The sequence below is a fragment of the Erythrobacter sp. genome (assembly GCF_011765465.1).
GTDB lineage: Bacteria > Pseudomonadota > Alphaproteobacteria > Sphingomonadales > Sphingomonadaceae > Erythrobacter.
Genome location: NZ_CP050265.1, coordinates 2429485 through 2448109 on the forward strand (window position 1 = coordinate 2429485; position 18625 = coordinate 2448109).

At 66.4% G+C, this 18625-nt stretch carries 21 protein-coding genes; 9 read left to right on the forward strand and 12 right to left on the reverse strand.

Annotated features, from left to right (window positions below):
* The first annotated feature begins 51 nt into the window (after nucleotides 1-51).
* Nucleotides 52-552, forward strand: a complete 501-nt coding sequence (locus G9473_RS11665; protein ID WP_291133503.1) for a hypothetical protein — start codon at nucleotides 52-54, stop codon at nucleotides 550-552.
* A gap of 2 nt (nucleotides 553-554) precedes the next feature.
* On the opposite strand, the gene G9473_RS11670 is transcribed toward G9473_RS11665, so the two are convergent.
* On the reverse strand, nucleotides 555-1541 hold the full coding sequence (locus G9473_RS11670) for a nitronate monooxygenase family protein (RefSeq protein WP_291133504.1): 987 nt from the start codon (nucleotides 1539-1541) through the stop codon (nucleotides 555-557).
* 198 nt (nucleotides 1542-1739) lie between these two features.
* Here G9473_RS11670 and G9473_RS11675 point away from each other — a divergent pair, with 198 nt between their 5' ends.
* A complete protein-coding gene (locus G9473_RS11675; protein ID WP_291133505.1) occupies nucleotides 1740-2189 on the forward strand; it encodes a hypothetical protein in 450 nt (149 codons plus the stop codon).
* Here the strand turns inward: G9473_RS11675 and nth (G9473_RS11680) are convergent.
* From nth (G9473_RS11680) to guaA, 7 genes are all read right to left on the reverse strand, one after another.
* Complete coding sequence (gene nth, locus G9473_RS11680) at nucleotides 2186-2845, reverse strand: endonuclease III (protein WP_291133506.1); 660 nt, start codon at nucleotides 2843-2845, stop codon at nucleotides 2186-2188. The two genes, G9473_RS11675 and nth (G9473_RS11680), sit on opposite strands and share 4 nt — an antisense overlap.
* Nucleotides 2832-3062, reverse strand: a complete 231-nt coding sequence (locus tag G9473_RS11685; RefSeq protein ID WP_291133507.1) for a YrhK family protein — start codon at nucleotides 3060-3062, stop codon at nucleotides 2832-2834. Before G9473_RS11685 ends, nth (G9473_RS11680) begins: the two co-directional genes overlap by 14 nt.
* 37 nt (nucleotides 3063-3099) lie before the next feature.
* On the reverse strand, nucleotides 3100-3888 hold the full coding sequence (locus G9473_RS11690; RefSeq protein WP_291133508.1) for a hypothetical protein: 789 nt from the start codon (nucleotides 3886-3888) through the stop codon (nucleotides 3100-3102).
* A gap of 28 nt (nucleotides 3889-3916) precedes the next feature.
* Nucleotides 3917-4621: an endonuclease III gene (gene nth / locus G9473_RS11695; RefSeq protein WP_291133509.1), complete on the reverse strand. Its 705-nt coding sequence runs from the start codon at nucleotides 4619-4621 to the stop codon at nucleotides 3917-3919.
* A 61-nt stretch (nucleotides 4622-4682) separates the two neighbouring features.
* Nucleotides 4683-4877: a hypothetical protein gene (locus G9473_RS11700; protein ID WP_291133510.1), complete on the reverse strand. Its 195-nt coding sequence runs from the start codon at nucleotides 4875-4877 to the stop codon at nucleotides 4683-4685.
* A gap of 90 nt (nucleotides 4878-4967) precedes the next feature.
* Nucleotides 4968-5597 carry a YceI family protein gene (locus G9473_RS11705; protein ID WP_291133511.1) on the reverse strand — a complete coding sequence of 210 codons (630 nt, stop codon included), beginning with the start codon at nucleotides 5595-5597 and terminating at the stop codon, nucleotides 4968-4970.
* A 38-nt stretch (nucleotides 5598-5635) separates the two neighbouring features.
* Nucleotides 5636-7219, reverse strand: a complete 1584-nt coding sequence (guaA, locus tag G9473_RS11710) for a glutamine-hydrolyzing GMP synthase (RefSeq protein WP_291133512.1) — start codon at nucleotides 7217-7219, stop codon at nucleotides 5636-5638.
* 237 nt (nucleotides 7220-7456) lie between these two features.
* On the opposite strand from guaA, the gene G9473_RS11715 reads away from it, so the two are divergent.
* Together G9473_RS11715 and G9473_RS11720 are read left to right on the forward strand one after the other, a co-directional pair.
* A complete protein-coding gene (locus G9473_RS11715) occupies nucleotides 7457-7780 on the forward strand; it encodes a UrcA family protein (RefSeq protein WP_291133513.1) in 324 nt (107 codons plus the stop codon).
* 579 nt (nucleotides 7781-8359) lie between these two features.
* Entirely contained in the window at nucleotides 8360-8566 is a 207-nt protein-coding gene (locus tag G9473_RS11720; RefSeq protein ID WP_291133514.1) for a hypothetical protein, read from the forward strand.
* 76 nt (nucleotides 8567-8642) lie between these two features.
* Here G9473_RS11720 and G9473_RS11725 read toward each other — a convergent pair whose 3' ends face one another.
* Nucleotides 8643-10196: a class I adenylate-forming enzyme family protein gene (locus G9473_RS11725; protein ID WP_291133515.1), complete on the reverse strand. Its 1554-nt coding sequence runs from the start codon at nucleotides 10194-10196 to the stop codon at nucleotides 8643-8645.
* A gap of 108 nt (nucleotides 10197-10304) precedes the next feature.
* Between G9473_RS11725 and G9473_RS11730 the strand changes: the two genes are divergently transcribed.
* The 5 genes from G9473_RS11730 (at nucleotide 10305) to G9473_RS11750 (ending at nucleotide 16416) form a co-directional block, all read left to right on the forward strand.
* Nucleotides 10305-11123, forward strand: coding sequence for a PIG-L family deacetylase (locus G9473_RS11730; protein WP_291133516.1), 819 nt, complete (start codon nucleotides 10305-10307; stop codon nucleotides 11121-11123).
* 119 nt (nucleotides 11124-11242) lie between these two features.
* On the forward strand, nucleotides 11243-13786 hold the full coding sequence (gene gyrB / locus G9473_RS11735; protein ID WP_291133517.1) for a DNA topoisomerase (ATP-hydrolyzing) subunit B: 2544 nt from the start codon (nucleotides 11243-11245) through the stop codon (nucleotides 13784-13786).
* Between the two features lie 54 nt (nucleotides 13787-13840).
* The gene (locus G9473_RS11740; protein ID WP_291133518.1) at nucleotides 13841-15019 is read left to right on the forward strand and encodes an AI-2E family transporter; all 1179 of its coding nucleotides are present in this window, start codon (nucleotides 13841-13843) and stop codon (nucleotides 15017-15019) included.
* A gap of 4 nt (nucleotides 15020-15023) precedes the next feature.
* Nucleotides 15024-15806: a M50 family metallopeptidase gene (locus tag G9473_RS11745; RefSeq protein WP_291133519.1), complete on the forward strand. Its 783-nt coding sequence runs from the start codon at nucleotides 15024-15026 to the stop codon at nucleotides 15804-15806.
* Between the two features lie 88 nt (nucleotides 15807-15894).
* Complete coding sequence (locus G9473_RS11750; RefSeq protein ID WP_291133520.1) at nucleotides 15895-16416, forward strand: nuclear transport factor 2 family protein; 522 nt, start codon at nucleotides 15895-15897, stop codon at nucleotides 16414-16416.
* Nucleotides 16417-16420: 4 nt separating this feature from the next.
* Here the strand turns inward: G9473_RS11750 and G9473_RS11755 are convergent, their stop codons facing one another.
* From G9473_RS11755 to G9473_RS11765, 3 genes are all read right to left on the reverse strand, one after another.
* Nucleotides 16421-17059 (reverse strand): hypothetical protein, encoded by a 639-nt coding sequence (locus tag G9473_RS11755; protein WP_291133521.1) that lies wholly within the window; start codon nucleotides 17057-17059, stop codon nucleotides 16421-16423.
* Between the two features lie 106 nt (nucleotides 17060-17165).
* Nucleotides 17166-17984, reverse strand: a complete 819-nt coding sequence (locus G9473_RS11760; protein ID WP_291133522.1) for a DUF1295 domain-containing protein — start codon at nucleotides 17982-17984, stop codon at nucleotides 17166-17168.
* Nucleotides 17977-18624: a lysophospholipid acyltransferase family protein gene (locus tag G9473_RS11765; protein WP_291133523.1), complete on the reverse strand. Its 648-nt coding sequence runs from the start codon at nucleotides 18622-18624 to the stop codon at nucleotides 17977-17979. Before G9473_RS11765 ends, G9473_RS11760 begins: the two co-directional genes overlap by 8 nt.
* Nucleotide 18625: the final 1 nt, after the last annotated feature.

Genomic DNA, 18625 nt, shown 5'->3' on the forward strand with positions numbered 1-18625 from the left:
TCAGCCATGTCGTGGCATAGACGCGGCATGATGAATCAGGAGAACCCCGCCATGACCTGCCCCGCCGCCCCTTCCCGCCGCAGCATGAAAGGCGCGCTCGCCTCGCTCGCTGCGGGCGCGGTGCTGGCGCTTGCCGCGCCGATCGCCGCGCACGCGCAGGACGAAGGCGCAGGAGACAAGGCTGAAACCGCCGAAATGACCAAGGGCGAAAAGCGCCTTGCGAAAATGCTCGAAGGCCGCGTCGCGGGCGAGCCGGTCAATTGCATCCGCGTGGTCCCGAACCAGCGCATGGTGACGATCGACAAGACCGCCTATGTCTATGGCCGGGGCGACACGATCTACGTCCAGCGCACCAAGAACCCCGACGACATCAGCGAAGGCGACGTGCTCGTCTCTCGCCGATTCATGGCGAGCGAGCTGTGCCGCATGGACGTGATGACCACGGCGGACCGCATCCTCGGCTTCTTCACCGGGGCGGTCTTCTTCGAGGATTTCGTGCCCTATACCCGCGTCGATGATGCCGCGGACGAAGCGGAGGACGCCGCCGCCTGACCTCAGGCGGCGACGGTCGCTTTCGACATCGCGTTCATGCGCTCGAGGATTGCGTCCGCTTCGCGCATGATGCGGTCGATCAACTCCTTGCAGGTCGGGATGTCGTTGATGAGCCCGGCGACCATGCCGCAGCTCCACGCGCCCTTGTCCATCTCGCCTTCCATCATGATCGCGGGGTAGACCCCGGCGACTTCGGGCAGGATGTCCTGGATCGTGATCGCGTCGCCGAGTTCCTTTTCCTTTTCGAGCAGGCGCTCGACCGCCTCGTTCGTCATCACGCGCTCTGTGTTGCGCAGCGGGCGCATGACGAGGCGGGTGTCGAGTTCGCTCGCCTCGACGATGGCGCGCTTCACGTTCTCGTGCACGGGCGCCTCCTTCGTCGCGATGAAGCGCGTTCCCATGTTCATGCCCTGCGCGCCCATGGCGAGGGAGGCCACCAGGCTGCGCCCGTCGGCCATGCCGCCGGATGAGACGAAGGGAATTTCCAGTTCATCGGCCGCGCGCGGCAGGAGGATGAAGTTCGGCACGTCGTCCTCGCCCGGGTGGCCGCCGCATTCGAAGCCATCGACGCTCACCGCGTCGCAGCCGATCTCCTGCGCCTTGAGACTGTGGCGCACGCTGGTGCACTTGTGGATCACCTTGATCCCCGCATCCTTCAGCGGGCCGAGCAGTTCGATCGGGTTGCGTCCCGCCGTCTCAACCACCGGCACGCCGCCGTCGATCACCGCCTTGACCAGCCCGGGATAGTCGGGCGGGGTCAGGGTCGGCAGGATGGTGAGGTTCACGCCGAAGGGCTTGTCGGTCATGTCCTTGCAGCGCGCGATCTCGTTGGCGAGCTTTTCGGGCGTGCCCTGCGTCAGCCCGGTGATGATGCCGAGCCCGCCCGCATTGGACACCGCCGCCGCCATTTCGGCGAACCCGACATAATGCATCCCGCCCTGGATGATGGGATGTTCGATGCCGAACATTTCGGTGATGGCGGTCTTCATGGCTCGTCTCCCTCTCGGATGGCTGTTTCGCGCGCGAAACAAGCGGAGATCGGCGCGCCATGCAAGCACGTTTCGGGAGCGCGCCCTTGCCGTAGCGTCCGCGCATCCGCCCTCATGCACGCGCGCAGATTGCCACTTTCGTTCCGCCTGCTAGGCTCGGCGCGTCCGAAAGGCGTGGCCCGAAGCGGGAGAGGCGGATTGGAACCGGACGAGACCTGGCGGCCCGACGTGGGCGATCTCTATGCCGCGGGCGTGGTCGGCGCGCTGCTCGCGATGATCTTCGTCGTCGTCGCCATCGCGATGATTTTCGCCGCGACCTTCGGGCCTGCGGCCGCTGCCATGGCCCTTTTTACCGGAGGCTTCACGGGCTTATTCCTGACCATTCCACTCGCCTTTCTCGTCATCGCCCCGCTGGCGACGGGGATCGGACTCGTGCTGGCACGGGCCTTCGGGCCGAGGCGCTGGCTGGGCGCGGCGGTCGGCGGGGTGACGGGTTCGGCCCTTTCGGGCGGCCTGATGGTCGCGCACGGGCTGGACGACCCGGCGAACCCGGTAATGGCCGCCCTCCTTATCGCCGCGTCGGTCGCAGCCGGGCTCATCGTCCAGCGCCGGGTCCTGCCGCCGGGCCGCCGGAAGCTGCGCCGCTAGCTATCCGTCTCCCGTCCGATTGGTCCCGTCTCGCAAATGTCGCTGACGACGCAGATGTCGCACTTGGGCACGCGCGCGCGGCACACTTTCTTGCCGAACTGGATGAGCCAGAAATGCCCGTCGCGCATCGCCCAGTCGGGGCTGCGCTCTTCAAGCTGCTGCGCGGTCTTATCGGCGGTCTTCGCCTCGGTCAGCCCGATCCGGCCCGACACCCGGTGGACGTGCGTGTCGACCGCGATCACGTCGGCGCCGAAAGTGAAGCTCATCACGATGTCGGCGCATTTGCGCCCGATGCCGGGCAGGCTCATCAGCCCCTCGCGCGTGTCGGGCACGACGCCGCCATGCTCCTCGATCAGCGCCTTGCAGAACTTGCGGATGTTCTTCGTCTTCATGTTGTAGAGGCCGCAGGGCTTTATCGCCTTAGCGATCGCTTCGTCGTCCAGCGCCAGCATGGCCTCCGGCCTTCTCGCAAGCGCGAACAGCGCCATGGTCGCAGCCGCCGTGTTGCGGTCGAGCGATTGCGCCGAGAGTATGCAGGAGATGCACGAGCGAAACGCGTCGGGCTGGCCCTTCGGGCCCTTCGCGTTCCGGGTCCGTCCCGGCATGGCCTCGGCGAGGCGGCGGTAGACCTCCTCGACCTCGCTATCGCCGATCATGCTTGCGCTCGTAACGGTTGACGAGGAACTGGCCGAGAGCGCCGACGAACATCAGCGCCGATCCGCCGATGAACAGCCACACGCCCGTCACCTTCCACGGCTCGAAGCGCGGCAGGAACAGCACGCTGCCGACGACGAAGGCGAAGTTCCCCGCCAGCCCCAGCCCGCGGTGGATCCAGCCGTAATCCTTGACGATTATCCTGACGAGGCTGCCCATGCCTGCGAGAACCGGGCGAGCCGGGCGCGGGTTCCCGTCAGCCCTTGGGCTTGACCAGCTTGTCGGGCCGGATGCGGCGCGCTTCGCCGAACAGCGAATAGGTCTTGTTGACGTAGTTCGACACGTCGACGATCGAATCGATGTAGGTCGACAATTCCTCGGTCATTTCCTGTTCGACCAGCCGCACGTGCGCCGCCGGGTTTTCCGTCTCGAAACGGACGTAGAACCACGGCTCGCCGCGCTTCAATACCAGCGGCTTTTGCACGTCGTGCCATTCGAAGCCCCAGCTCAAGGGGCGCGGCCAGATGTGGACCGGGAACCGCCCGCCCATCATCACGCCGGGTCGCGGGGTGGGAAACCAGTCGAGATAGGGCGCGGTCTGGACGACGTAGCACGGCTCGTCCGCGACGAAGACGTAAGGCGCGACGACCTGGATGATAGGGCGCTCCGGATGCCGCCATTCGGACTGCGGGTGAAGCATCATCATAGAATTGCGCCCCTGCGGCCGCATCGCCGATTTCTCCCCGTCCATGTCGGCGAGCTGCAACTGGCCGTTCGGCGCGCGGATGACCTGGAGCGTGATGTCGATCGGGCAGGGGATGACGAAATGCCGCCGGTCGAAATCGATCGCCGCTGGGCAGACCTGCACCGACTTGGCCGAAGCGGGCTTGGGATCGTTGCGGGTGAAGGGCTTGGGCGGCGCCCAGATCGCGTCCGAGCCTTGCGGGAAGCGCACCGTCCAGCCGACCGTGACGCTGCGAGACTTGCCGCGCGCGGCGCTTTCCTCGCGGTCGTAATCCTCGGCGAACTGGTCTTCCCATTTCATGCGATGCGTCTCCCTTTGGGGCTTGCGCTCATGCACCCCTCGCCGCCGTGTCGCAATCCCCGCTGACGGGGCACTCGCCGCAGCGGGGCGCGCGCGGGCGGCAGACCGCCTGGCCGAGCTTCTTCAGGAGCAGGTGATGCTCGTCCATGTCGGCGGCGGACCATTCGCTCGGAACCAGCGGCATCAGCGTGTCGTAGGTCCGCGCGGTGTCGGCCTTCGCGGGCACGATGCCCGTGCGCTGCATGATGCGGCGGTGATGCCCGTCGATGACCATGGCGCGCCGCTCGAAGGTGCTCGCGTTCATCACCCCTGCGCTGTTCTTGCGCGCGACGCCGGGGAGCGTCTCGAGCCATGCCATCGCTTCGTCGGTCGGAAGATTGGAAAGGTGGCGCAGGTCCACCGCGCCGCGCGCCGCGATGATCGCGCCGAGGCACGCCTTGAGCCTTTCGGCGGCGATGCTCGGAAAGGTCTGGCGGTGGAGCCGCGCTTCGAGGTCCGCGACAGGCGCGGCGGCGACCGCTTCCCAGCTGCCGTATTCGGCGATCAGACCGTCGGTGGAGGCGTTCGATGCTGCGGTCTTGGTCTGCGCGCCGATCACGCCGTGGACCAGCACCCATTCGGGGCTGCGGCGCTTGTCGGGCGGGCGGACGATCCGCCCGAATCGCGCGATCAAAGCGGCCTGCATCCGGCGAAGGCGCTCGGTGCGCGGGTCGGGGCCGAGGTCGAGCTCCATGGCCTGCGCAGGAATGGCCGAGCGCTCGCCCCCGCGCAAGCGCCCGGCCACGACCGGAGCGTCAGGTCTTGCCGACGCCCGGAATCTGCCGCGCGATGAACCAGGACGCGGGAACCGACAGCACGAGCGCAGCGAGAGCTGCGAGCGCGATCGGCTGCGTCCCCGCCTGAATATCCATCGTCAGCACGGCAATCACGGCGATGCCCATCAGGGTCGTCGCGATCACGGGAAACAGAACAAGTGCAATCTTGAGCATTGTCCGGCCCTCCTCACCTTCGGGAGACGGGCGAGACCTTGCCGCGCGATTCGTAGGCGCGCCTTGATGCGCGTCAAACGGGCGGCGGGGCTATTTGGCGCGCTCGAACACCAGGGAAAAGGTCACCGGAACGGCCGGAGTGATTGAGGGGAGCCCGGCGATTTCGCGCAGCTGCTCGATATTTTCGCCGAGACCGAAGGCGTCGGCATAGACGATCACCGGCTCGCTCGACATGGCGACGACGCGGTCGGGCCCGCTGCGGGTGACGTCGACCTCGGTGTCGATTGTGCCCTCTACGCCTTTCAGCGAAAGCGTCGCATCGAGCGGCTGCACCATGGTCTCGCCAATCGCGAGGTCGGCGAAGGCGGCCGGGTCGATCTCGGCAGTGACGGTCGCGGTCGGATAGTCCGAAATCTCGAAGAAGAGGTCGCGCATCCGCTGGTTGCGGATGTCGACGCCGGTTTCGAGGCTGGCGAGGTCGATCGTCACCGTCGCTGTCCCGTCCTCGCTGACCGAGCCCGACAGGCCGGTGAAGCGATTCGTCTCGAGCACCTCGCCCGACTTGACCGAGACATAGGTCAGCCGCGAGGCTTCGGGCACGACTTGCCATTCGCCCGCATTGGCGGGCGCGGGCGCTTCGGGTTCGCCGGCGCAGGCGGTGAGGCCCAAGCTGATTGGCGCGGCGAGCGCGACAGGTGCGGTGCGAATGATGCGGTTCATTGTGGCTCCCCCGTTGGAACTGTCGTCGGACATAACGCTCATTCCCACTCGATAGTGCCCGGCGGTTTCGAGGTTATGTCGTAGACCACGCGGTTGATGCCCTTGACCTCGTTCACGATACGCGTCGCGACCTGCGTCAGGAAGCCCGCGTCGAAGGGATAGACGTCCGCCGTCATCCCGTCGGTGCTCGTCACCGCGCGCAACCCGCACACGCTGTCATAGGTTCGCCCATCGCCCATGACGCCGACGGTCTTGACCGGGAGCAGCACAGCGAATGCCTGCCAGATCGCGTCATACAGCCCGGCATTGCGGATTTCCTCCAGATAGATCGCGTCGGCCTTGCGCAATATGTCGCAGCGTTCCTTGGTGACTTCGCCCGGAATGCGGATGGCAAGGCCCGGGCCGGGGAAGGGATGGCGACCGACGAAGGCTTCGGGCAGGCCGAGTTCGCGGCCCAGGTCGCGGACCTCGTCCTTGAAGAGTTCGCGCAAGGGCTCGACCAGCTTCATGTTCATGCGTTCGGGCAGGCCGCCGACATTGTGGTGGCTCTTGATCGTGACGCTCGGCCCGCCGGTGAAGCTGACGCTCTCGATCACGTCGGGGTAGAGCGTCCCCTGCGCGAGGAAATCCGCCCCGCCGATCTTTGTCGCCTCGGCCTCGAACAGGTCGATGAAAGCCTTGCCGATGAACTTGCGCTTGGCCTCGGGGTCGGTGACACCGGAAAGGCCCGCAAGGAAGGTCTCCTCCGCATCCACCGCAACGAGCGGGATGTTGTAGGAATCGCGGAACAGGCTGACGACCTGTTCGGCCTCGTTCATCCGCATGAGGCCGTGGTCGACGAAGACGCAGGTCAATTGGTCGCCGATCGCCTCGTGGATGAGGACCGCCGCGACCGCCGAATCGACGCCGCCCGACAGCCCGCAGATGACCTTGCCGTCGCCCACCTGTGCCCGAATTTCCTCGATCTTGGTCTTGCGGAATTCGGCCATGGTCCAGTCGCCCGCAAGGCCGCAGACATGGCGCACGAAATTGGCGAGGAGCCTGCCCCCATCGGGCGTGTGGACAACCTCCGGGTGGAACTGGGTGCCGTAGAACTTGCGTTCCTCGTCCGCGATCACGGCAAAGGGCGCGCCGTCGCTGGTGGCGACGATCTCGAAGCCGGGGGCGAACTCGGTCACCTTGTCGCCGTGGCTCATCCAGACCTGGTGGCGCTCGCCTTCGGCCCATAGCCCGTCGAACAGGGCGCATTCCTTGGTCACGGTAAGGAAAGCGCGGCCGAATTCGCCGCCTTCGCCGGTTTCGTGCCCGGGCCGCACCTCGCCGCCGAGCTGTTTCGTCATCACCTGCTGGCCGTAGCAGATGCCGAGGATCGGCACGCCCGCCTCGAAGAATGCCTGTGGGGCGCGCGGGCTGCCTTCGTCGGGCACGCTCGCCGGGGAGCCCGACAGGATGATGCCCTTCGGGCTCAGGCGCTCGAAGGCTTCCTCCGCCTGGGTGAAGGGCGCGATTTCGGAATAGACCCCCGCCTCGCGCACGCGGCGCGCGATGAGCTGGGTCACCTGGCTGCCGAAATCGACGATGAGGATCGAATCCGGGGGCGAGTGGTCGGCGTGTGGCTGCATGGTCCGCAATTAGTCGCGCGCCCGCGCGCCTGTCCAGCATCGACCCGCCGCGATCCGCCGCTTTCGCGCGCCTCGCAGAAGGTTCCCGCAAAAAAGCGCGGACAGGTTGCAAAGTTTGGAACCATTTTCGCACTTTTCGCATTTGCGAAATACTCTTGTGCAGTGCACCAGAGTTTCAAACAGCAACCGAATGCCGGCCAGCGGCATCCCACCCTCTCCAACCAAGGAACTCTAACCATGCGTCTTGCTCTTCCCCTGATCGCTCTCGCCGCCCTTGCCACCCCGGCCGTCGCCGCGCCGCAGGGCACGAACGAAACCGTCACCGTGCGCATCTCCTTCGACGATCTCGACCTCGCCAAGGCCGATGATCGCGCCGTGCTCGAACAGCGCGTCGACGCCCAGCTGCGCCGCGCCTGCACGCTGCCTTCGCGCCCGGCCTATGTCGTCGGCCCGCTGGTCGATGAAAAGTGCGTCGCCGAAGCGCGCACCGCCGCTCTCGCCGAAGTCGAGCGCGTCGCCGCCGCGCAGGCCCGCCGCGGTCGCGAAGTCGCCGCCAACTGAGCGACCTTCGCCCTCCACCGGATGCCGGAACGGCCGTCGGACCAATGGTCCGGCGGCCGTTTTGCATCTGCGAAGAGAAAGGTGTTTCCGATCAAGCGCCTGTTCGATAGATTGCAATAATGGCAATATAATTGCTCATTTTCGCATTTGTGTTTCGTGCAATCGAACGGCATCTGGGCCGGGCAACGCAGCGAGGCTCCTCTCTCTCCTCCTCGCGCGATGCACGCTTTGAGGCGGACCAAAAATGGCCGCTCGAAAAGCAGTCTGCTGGCCCCGGCAGGCAGCCCGACATGGTTGGTGCGACACCGGTCACTTCCAGCGCCGGTTCCCGCCATGATCGCCCGGCGTTCCCCGCGCCATGGCTGCCGACCCGAGGCGAAGGACGGAAAACGACAGATCGCCGAGCGCCCTCCCCGAGCGCATCCCCGCGATAATCCGTCAGCCTTCGCCCCGCCGCCCAGGCCACCAGCGAGCGAGACGCGGCCGCCCCATTCCTCCCCCCCTGAAAAGGCGGCCGCGTCTCCCACCGCTTTCCCGCGATCAAGCGCTCCGGACAATCGGAGCGCTCGATTGCGGTAAGTGGTAATTTCCGTGCTTGCCGGGGTAATAATATTATCCCGCAATCCCTATCTTCCCCCTGCCGCCGGGCAGGCGGGCGGGCTCCGCCCGTCGTCGTCCCGGCTCCATCGAAGGAGCATTGCCATGAGTGCCATCAGCGAAAAGATGATCGCCTTCTTCCTCGCCCTCACGATCACCGGGACCACGCTCGACGCGATCCTGGTGTGACAGCGGCGAGCCGCAAGGAATGACCGACACGAAAGCGCGCGCCGCCCCCGCGGTGCGCGCTTTCTCGCATCCGGGCCTATTCGACCCCGCCGAGCCGCTCCGCCGTTTCGCGCAGCTCGGTCTTGAGCAGCTTGCCGATATGGCTGCGCGGCATTTCCTCGATGGCGTGGAGCACGGCAAGCCGTTGGGTCTTGCCGACCCTTGCGTTAACCGCCGCCCGGATTGCCTCCGGCTCGCGCGCGCCGCCTGCCAAGCGGATAAAGCCGACCGGGCTTTCTCCCCATCGCCGCGAGGCCGCGCCGACCACGGCGGCTTCGAGCACGTCCTCTTCTTTCAGCAATTCCGCCTCGAGGTCGGAGGGATAGATGTTGAACCCGCCCGAGATGATCATGTCCTTGGCGCGCCCGACCAGTTCGACGAAGCCGTCTTCGTCCACCCGTCCGATGTCGCCCATGCGCATCCACACCTCGCCCGTTTCGGGATCGGTCCATTGCGCTTCGGAGGTCTTGTCCGGGCGGTTCTTGTAACCGAGCATCATCGTCTGCGAGCGCCCGACGAGATTGCCCGGCGTGCCCGGCGGCACCTCGCGGTCCTCGTCATCGAGCACTTTCAGCTCACTCCCTGGCGCGGGACGGCCGACCGTGTGCAGCTTGTCGGGAAATTCATGGGCCGCGAGCAGGCACACGACACCGCCCTCGGTCATCGAATAGATCTCGATCAGCCCACCCGGCATCCGCGCCAGCACCTCGCGCTTCAATTCGGGCGGGAAGGGCGCGGAGGTGCAGTATTTGAGCGCGAGGGCGGAGAGGTCGTATTCATCGAACCGCTCGAAATCCATCAGCCGCTGGTATTGCACGGGCACGAGCATGGTGATCGTCGTGCGGTCGCCCTGCGCGCGCTCTAGCCAGCGCGCGGGATCGAACTTGCCCATGATCCGCACCGTTCCCCCGGCGAGCAGGACGGGGAGGAAGGCGACCATCGTGGTGTTCGAATAGAGCGGCGTCGAGGCGAGCGAGCGCACTTCCAGCCCCGCACCGAGATAGGACACGGCGGTCGCCGCGAACTGCCGCCAGCGCATCTGGTGCGAATGGACGATCCCCTTGGGAATGCCCGTCGTCCCGCTCGAATAGATGATGTTGAACGGATCGCCCGGCGCAGGCTCGAAAGCCGGAGCGCGCGAGCCCGGCGGGGCCATCCACTGCTCGATTTCCTCGAGCGGGACACGGATCATCCCGGCCATGAAATCGGGGCCGAGCTCGGCGGCCTTGCCTGCGTCGATGAAGAGGTGCCGCGCGCCCGAATCCTTCGCCATGCCTTCGAGCTGTTCGGGCGAAGCGCTGGTGGTGAGCGGCGCGGCGACGCCGCCGGCGCGCACCGCGGCGAGGAAGACGAGCGCGTATTCCACCGTGCTCGTGCCGAGGATCGCGACCGACTGCCCACGCTCGAGCCCGGTTTCGACCAGCCGCGCGGCGAGCCGCTCGACCAGCCCGACCAGCTCCGCCCAGGCGATGTCGCGCTTGTCGTCGACCAGTGCGATCGCATCGGACTGGATGCGCGACCACTCCATCAGGATATCGGGAAACGCGCCGAAGTCTTCGGCGAGGCGGGCTGCGATGATGTCTCTCTCCATGGGTGCGAGCAATAGCCGCGCCGCGCGCTGCCGCAAGACCCGGATCCGGCCAGACTTTCTTTACCCCGGCACACGAATGTGGGAACGCGTGGGATAGAGGAGAGCACGATGGGCAAGGCGATGGTCGCGGCGGCGGCGGCATTGGCGATGGGAGCGTCGGCGTTGACCGGCTGGGCACGCGCGCAGGATATTCCGTCCGGCCCGGAATTGCCCGAATTCGACGAGCCGCCCTCCATCCTGGCGATCCTCGCCCATCCCGACGACGAGATCACCATCGCCCCCGCGCTCGCCATCGCCGCGCGCAGCGGGGGCGAGGTCGCGCTGGTCTTCGCCACCAGCGGCGATGCCGGGCCGGGGTCGAGCGGGCTCGAGCCGGGCGAGGCGCTGGCCGCACTGCGCGAAGACGAAGCGCGCTGCTCGGCCTCCGCGCTGGGGCTGGAGCAGCCGCAGTTCTGGCGGCTCGGCGACGGGACGCTCGCCCCGCTTGCGCGGATGCCGGACAGCCCGGCGCGCACACTCGCCGCGCGGGTTGCCGAGGCGGTCGAGCGTTACGAGCCCGACGTGGTCATGACCTGGGGGCCGGAAGGCGGCTACGGCCATTCCGATCACCGCATGGTGAGCGCCGTGGTGACGCAGGTGCTTGCCGGGATGGGGGACGGGCGGCCCGACCTGCTCTATTCGGCGATCCCCGCCGACCCCGCCATTGCCGCACCGCCCGGCTTCGAGGACTGGGCGCGGACCGATCCTGCGCTCATCACCGACCGGATCGGCTACGAGAGGGTCGATCTCGAAGCGGCGGGCGAAGCGCTGGGCTGCTACGAAAGCCAGTTCCCACAAGAAGCACGCGCCGCGCTCATCCCCATGCTGCATGGGATGGTCTGGCGCGGGAAAGTCCATTTCCGCCTCGCCTTCGCGCACGAGTTCTAAAGGCCCGCCAAGCCCCCGGAAAAGCCCCCCGTCGCGCCGGGCAGGCGGATGGTGGAAAAGACGCCGCCGAAACGGCGCGAAAGTTTGGGTTTTCCCCCGTCAGCGCCTATATAATCGGCATGGACGAAAACACTCCCGAGACTTCCCCCGCCACCTCCGAAAAAGCGCGCCAGAACGGCGAATACGGGGCGGATTCGATCAAGGTTCTGAAGGGCCTCGATGCCGTTCGCAAGCGGCCCGGTATGTATATCGGCGACACCGACGACGGATCGGGCCTGCACCACATGGTGTTCGAGGTCTCCGACAACGCCATCGACGAGGCGTTGGCCGGCCATTGCGACCTTGTGCTGATCGAACTCAATCCCGACGGGTCCGTGTCGGTCGAGGACAACGGGCGCGGCATCCCCACCGATATGCACAAGGAAGAGGGCGTGTCGGCGGCCGAGGTCATCATGACCCAGCTGCACGCAGGGGGTAAGTTCGAGAACACCTCGGACGACAACGCCTACAAGGTTTCGGGCGGCCTCCACGGCGTCGGCGTGTCGGTCGTGAACGCGCTTTCCGAATGGCTCGAGCTCGTCATCTGGCGCGACGGCAAGGAACACTGGATGCGTTTCGAGCACGGCGATGCCGTGAACAGCCTCGAAGTGCGCGGGGAGGCGCCGCCGGTGGAATCGAACGGCGACGAAAACGGCCTGAAAAAGGGCACGCGGGTGACTTTCAAGGCTTCGTCGGACACGTTCAAGAACGTCACCGAATTCGATTTCGACAAGCTCGAACACCGCTACCGCGAACTCGCCTTCCTCAATTCGGGCGTGCGCATCCTGCTGCGCGACCGGAGGCACGAGGACGTGCTCGAACACGATCTCTACTACGAGGGCGGGATTGCGGCCTTCGTGAAATATCTCGACCGCAACAAGCAGCCGCTCGTGCCCGAACCGATCGCGGTCGCCGCGGACAAGGACGGAATCGGCATCGACGTCGCGCTGCAATGGAACGATTCCTATTACGAGAACGTGCTGTGCTTCACGAACAACATCCCGCAGCGTGACGGCGGAACCCACCTCGCCGCCTTCCGCGCGGCGCTGACGCGCACGCTCAACAATTACGCCGACCGCGAAGGGCTGTTGAAAAAGGAAAAGGTCAGCCTGTCGGGCGAGGATATGCGCGAAGGGCTCACCGCGATCGTCAGCGTGAAGCTTCCCGATCCCAAGTTCGGCAGCCAGACCAAGGACAAGCTCGTCTCCTCGGAAGTTCGCTCACCCCTCGAAAGCCTGATGGGCGAGAAGATGACCGAATGGCTCGAGGAAAACCCTGCCGACGCCAAGGCGATCATCCAGAAGATCATCGACGCCGCCGCCGCGCGCGAAGCCGCGCGGCGCGCCCGCGAGATGAGCCGCAAGGGCGCGATGAGCGTCGCGAGCCTGCCGGGCAAGCTCGCCGACTGCCAGGAACGCGACGCGACCAAGGCGGAACTCTTCCTCGTCGAGGGGGATTCGGCGGGCGGCAGCGCCAAGCAGGGGCGCGACCGCAAGACGCAGGCGATCCTGCCCTTGAAGGGCAAGATCCTCAACGTCGAGCGCGCGCGGTTCGACCGGATCATCTCGTCCAAGGAAGTCGGCACGCTGATCCAGGCGATGGGCACCGGCATCCGCGACGAATTCGACATAGAAAAGCTGCGCTACCACAAGATCGTCATCATGACTGACGCAGACGTGGACGGAGCGCATATTCGCACGCTGCTGCTCACCTTCTTCCATCGCCAGATGCCCGAGATCGTCAAGGCCGGGCACCTGTTCATCGCCCAGCCGCCGCTGTTCAAGGTTTCGAAGGGCCGCAGCGAAGTCTACTTGAAGGACCAGGGCGCGCTCGACCGCTATCTCGTCGATGCCGGGCTACAGGGGCGGATGCTGGAGACAGTCGGCGGGGCGCGCTCGGGCGAGGACCTGAGGAGCCTCGTCGAACACGCGCTCCGGTTCAAGAACCTGCTGGCCTTCGTGCCGCGTCGCTACGATCCCGCGCTGGTGGAACAGATGGCGCTGTCGGGCGCGCTCGACCCGCAGCTTTCCGACGCCGCGCGCGAGGAGAAGCTGCAGGCGACCGCCACGCGGCTCCAGGCGAGCGATCCCGACACCCAATGGTCCGCGCGCGTGCTCGACGACGGCAAGGTCCAGTTCGCCCGCCTGTGGCGCGGCGTGACCGACGTGCACGAAGTCGACGGGCGCTTCCTCACCAGCACCGAGGCGCACAAGCTCCACGGCCTCGCGATGGCGCAGGCCGAAACCTATGCTGCCCCGGTGCGGCTGGTGAAAGCGGGCGATGCGTCCGCCGAGGAAGAAGTGCCGAGCGACGACGTGGAAGTGGAGGAACTGACCCGCGACGCCGACGATGCGATCAACCGGCCGACGCAATTGCTCGAGGCGATCCTCGCCGCCGGGCGCAAGGGGCTTTCGGTCCAGCGCTACAAGGGCCTCGGCGAAATGAACGCCGAACAGCTCTGGGAAACCACGCTCGACCCGGAAAACCGCGCGCTGCTGCAGGTGAAGGTCGAGGACGCGGACGTCACCGACGAGATCTTCACCCGCCTGATGGGCGACATCGTCGAACCGCGCCGCGAGTTCATCCAGGACAATGCCTTGAACGTGGCGAACCTCGATGTCTGATGCGCGCGCCGCGCGGCGCTTGAACTGTCCGCCCTAGGAGGCAAGATCGTTCCCATGCCGACCGAGCCGCCACGCCCAGCACTCGACCTCGAACAGGCGAGTTTCCTGCTGATCCTCGCCGGGGTCACGGCCATGCTGGTGATCATCGCATGGCCGTTCGCGACGTCGCTGCTATGGGCGGCGCTGGCCGCGATCATGTTCCAGCCGCTTTATCGCTGGTCGCTCAAGGTCACGCGCGGGCGGCGCAACACGGCAGCTTCGCTGTCGCTGCTGATCATCTTCTTCGCAGTGCTCGTGCCCGCGCTGTGGATCGGTTCGATGGTGGTCGAGCAAGCGCTGGCGCTTGTCACCATGCTGCAGAACCAGCCGATCGACCTCGCCGCGATGTTCGATTCGGTCTATTCGATGCTGCCCGAGGCGCTGCGCGAGGCGGCGGACGAGCGGGGCTGGACCAATCTTGCCGCAGTGCAGGAGAGGCTGCAGGCGCTGCTCGGAGAAAGCGCGGGGATCATCGCCCAGCAGGCCGTCTCGATCGGAGGCGGGGCCGTGAGCTTCGTGCTGTCCTTCGCTCTCGCGCTCTACGTCATCTTCTTCCTGCTGCGCGACGGCAGCCGCATCGGCGAGACGATCCTCCATTCCGCGCCCGTAAAGCGCGACATCGCCGACCGGCTGGCGGACCGGTTTCTCGGCATCGTGCGCGCGACGATCAAGGGTTCGGTCGTGGTCGGCATCGTGCAGGGAACGCTCGCCGGGATCACCTATGTCATCGCCGGCGTGCCCTCGGCGCTGCTGCTCGGCGTCATCACGGCGATCTTCTCGCTCATCCCGGTGGTCGGCACGGTCGTCGTATGGGGGCCGGTCGGGGTGTGGCTGCTGTTCGACGGGAATGTCTGGCAGGGGCTGCTGGTGCTGTTTTCGGGCTTCGTCATCGTCAGTTCGGCCGACAACGTGCTGCGCCCGATCCTAGTCGGGCGCGACACGGGCATTCCCGACTGGATCGTACTCATCACGACGCTGGGCGGGATCAGCCTGACGGGGTTTTCCGGGATAGTGCTCGGCCCGCTGGTCGCCGGGCTGTTCCTTGCGACCTGGTCGATCCTGCAGGAACAGCGCGCCCAGACCGCCGAGGCCAAGGCGCGCTACGGCCCGAGAGTCGGGCCCGACGGCAAGGCTCCGCGCACCCGGCGCAAGAAACCGCGCGATCCCGACGATACCACGCCGATCGGGATCTGAGGCGATGCGTCCGCTCGTCCAGCCAGGCAGCCAGGCCGAGGTGGTTGGCCGCCTGTTCCTCGCGGTCATCGTGGTCCTTGCCCTGCCCGCCCTGCCTTTCGGCAATTACCTGATCTATCCCTTCGTCATCCTCACCACGTGGTTTCACGAGATGGGCCATGGCCTCACCGCGGTGCTGATGGGCCAGGATTTCGAGCGGCTGGTGATCTACCCGAGCGGCTCTGGCGTCGCCGAAAGCCTCGTCGCGGGCGATGCCTCGCGCTTTACCAATGCCGCGATCGCGGCGGGCGGCCCGCTCGCGCCCAGCCTCGTCGGGGCGGCGCTGATCGTCGCCAGCGCCCACCCGCGCATCTGGCGCCCGGCGCTGTGGGGCATGGGGGGGGCGATCGTGCTGTCGGTGGCGATCTACGTGCGCTCGACCGTCGGCGTGATCGTCCTGCCGCTGGTCGCAGCCCTGCTCGGCCTCATCGCGTGGCGCGCCCCGGCGGGCTTCGTGCGCTTCACATTGCAGTTCCTCGGCGTACTCGGCGCGATGAGTATGCTGCGCGACTTCGATTATCTGTTCACCGAACGCACCGTGATCGGTGGGCGGGCAATGCTGTCCGACACCGGCCAGATCGAAGCCGCTCTGGGCCTGCCGCACTGGGTCTGGGCGGGGCTGATCCTCGGCCTGTCGGCGGTGCTGGTAGGGCTGAGCCTGCGCTATGCCCTGAACGAAAAGCGCCTGCGCGCCGTGCCGCGCAACCTGCCGCCGAACGTGGTGCGCTTTCGCCGCCCGCCGCGGTGATCGCGGCCCTCGTCAAACGCCGCGGTGATCGCGGCCTTCTCCAAAATGCCAATCCCGCCAGGCCCGCGCCCAGCCTAGCCTTGCCGCCATGGACAGCGCCTCGCCCGAACTTATCGCCGATCGCCTCGCCATCGAGGAGGTGCTCGCGCGCTATTGCCGCGGGATCGACCGCTGCGATGCGGCCGAGCTCGAACGCGTCTTCGCCGCCGACGCGCTGATCGATTACGGCGACGGCGCAAAGCCGCGCGACGCGACAATCTCGGGGCTGATGGAGGGTCTCGGCGCGATGCGGCTGACCCATCACAATATCGGCAACGTCATCTGCGAGATCGACGGCGATACGGCGCGCGCGGAGACCTATTGCGTCGCCTACCATTTCCTAGCCGGACCCGAAGGCGGCGAGATCGAGCTGGTGGTCGGCGGGCGCTATCTCGACCGGCTCGCCAAGGGTAAGGACGCGGCGTGGCGCATCACCGAGCGGCTTTACGTGATGGACTGGAATCGCACCGCGCCTTCGACCATGCGCATCGAAGGCGGACTGTTCGACGGCCTGCAGCGCCGCGGTGCGCGCGCGCCGGGCGATCCGTCATGCGACTGGTGGAGGCGCTGAAAGCTCAGCCCGCGATGCGCAGCGTGTTGACCCCGCGCGCGCCGCCGCCGGTTTCGCCCGACAGCCCGATGAACATGGTGTCGACGATCCGCGCAAGCTTCTCCTCGGTCAGCTTGTCGCCGAGATAGATCATCGCCTCGGGCATGGTGTAGGGCTGCACCATCTGGTTGATGAGCGAGAGCGCCTCGTCGATCGACAGCCCGGCGAAATAACCTTCCGCCTGGGCCTGCACGATCAGTTCGCACAGGTAATGATCGGCAAGGTCGACATAGGAGCGGACCTTCTCGAAATTGGCCGCGCCCATTTCGCACACGATGCGGAAATATTCGGGGTCCTCGCGAAAGCGGTCGCGCGAGATGACGAAGCGGCGGCGGAAGAATTCGTACATCTTGCGCGGCGGCGGCAGGTCCGCGCCCAGCACCTCTTCCATCACCTCGATATGGCGGCCGAGCCAAATCTGCGCGATCGCGTCGAACAGGTCGTCGTAGTCCTCGAACAACTGCTCGAACCGCGCGCGGGTGAGGCCGCTTTCCGACACCGCCGTCTGGTAGGGAATCTCGGTCCCGCGCTGCTTGACGAGGTCGAGCACCATGCGCGCAATCCGGTGCCGTTCCGCCTCGCGGTGCTGCGGTGTGAGTGCCATTGTCGCCTCGAACTGTCGTGCTGGTCGCCCCGACATAGGGCAACCAGGCGGCGGCTTAAAGGCGGGACGGCAAAATTCGTGCGCCGCTGCACGCCGCGCAGCCGGCCTAGCCGCGCGCGCGCGCCTGCCCTCGCGATTTCGGCGGGAGCGGGAAGAAGGCCGAAGTGCGCCGCTTGTAATCGGCGTATTTGTCGCCCTTGGTCCGGTCCATCCCCTTTTCGAGCAGGGTCACGCCCGACCACTTGGTCAGGGTGAAGGACAGGAACAGCGGCCCGATCACCGTCGCCGCGGCATAGGTCCACGAAACGCTCGCGCAGACCAGCCAGATGCCCCACCATGCCGCGAAATCGCCGAAATAGTTGGGATGGCGGGTGTAGCGCCACAGGCCCGTGTCGAGCACCTGCCCCTCGTTCGCCGGGTCCGCCTTGAACCGGGTCAATTGCCAGTCGCCGACCCATTCGAAGAAAATGCCGATGCCGTAGATCGCGACCCCCAGCCACGTCAGCCAGGTGAACGGCGCGGCGGGCGAGGAGCCTAGGATGCCGACCTGCGCCGGGCTCGACACCATGAACAGCAGCACCGCCTGCATCAGCCACACCCGTGTCAGCGCGGCGATCGCGAAATTGCCCTTCTCGCGGTCCTTCTTGAGAATCATCTTGTAACGCTTGTCCTCGCCCTCGCGGCGCCAGCGCAGGAACAGGTAGCCGCCGAGGCGAAAGCCCCAGGCCGCTGTCATCGCCATCAGCAGGGTGGCAAGCGGGCCGGGCTCGGCGAGCTGCAGCCAGCTCAGCACGGCGAGCACGCCCATGCCCGCCCCCCAGAAGGCGTCGATGAACGACACGTCGTCGATCTTCACGGATATTGCCCATTGCACCAGCACCAGCGCGATCAGCACGCCTGCATTGACCAGCAGCGCTTCAAACATCGTTGCGTCCCTCGATGATCGCCCGGGCCTGCGCCTCGAGCACCTTGAACCTTTCGTAATCGGGCAGCTTGGAGCGGAACCATTCGGCGAGCTTCAGGAGGTCCTCGCCGTAATTGCCGGTCGGCATCATCGGCTCCCCGAAGCCGATCACCATGTTCTCGTTGTCGGCGTAGGCGGGAACGATCGGAACGCCCGCGGCCTGCGCGATATGGTAGAAGCCCGATTTCCAGCGCCCGTCCGATGAGCGCGTGCCCTCGACCGCGATCACCAGCGCGAGTTCATCGCGGCGGGCGAATTCCTCGGCCACCTGCTGCGTCGCATTGGCGCGGCGGGTGCGGTCGATCGGGATGCCGCCCATGTCGAGCATGAAGTTGCGCATCATCCCCTTGAACAGGGTGTGCTTGCCCATGAAGTTGGGCAGGACCTTCTCCTTGTGGGTCGCGCCCGCGAAGAAGACGAAGTCCCAGTTCGACGTGTGCGGCGCGCCCGCGATCACGTATTTCTTGAAATGCTTCGGCAGCGAGCCCTCGATCTTCCAGCCCTTCCAGCCGTAAATCGCGATGATGATCCGCCGCACGATGCGCGAAAGCAGCGTGGGCTTGCGCGGCACGTGCGCCGCCTCGACCGGTTGATGCAGCAAT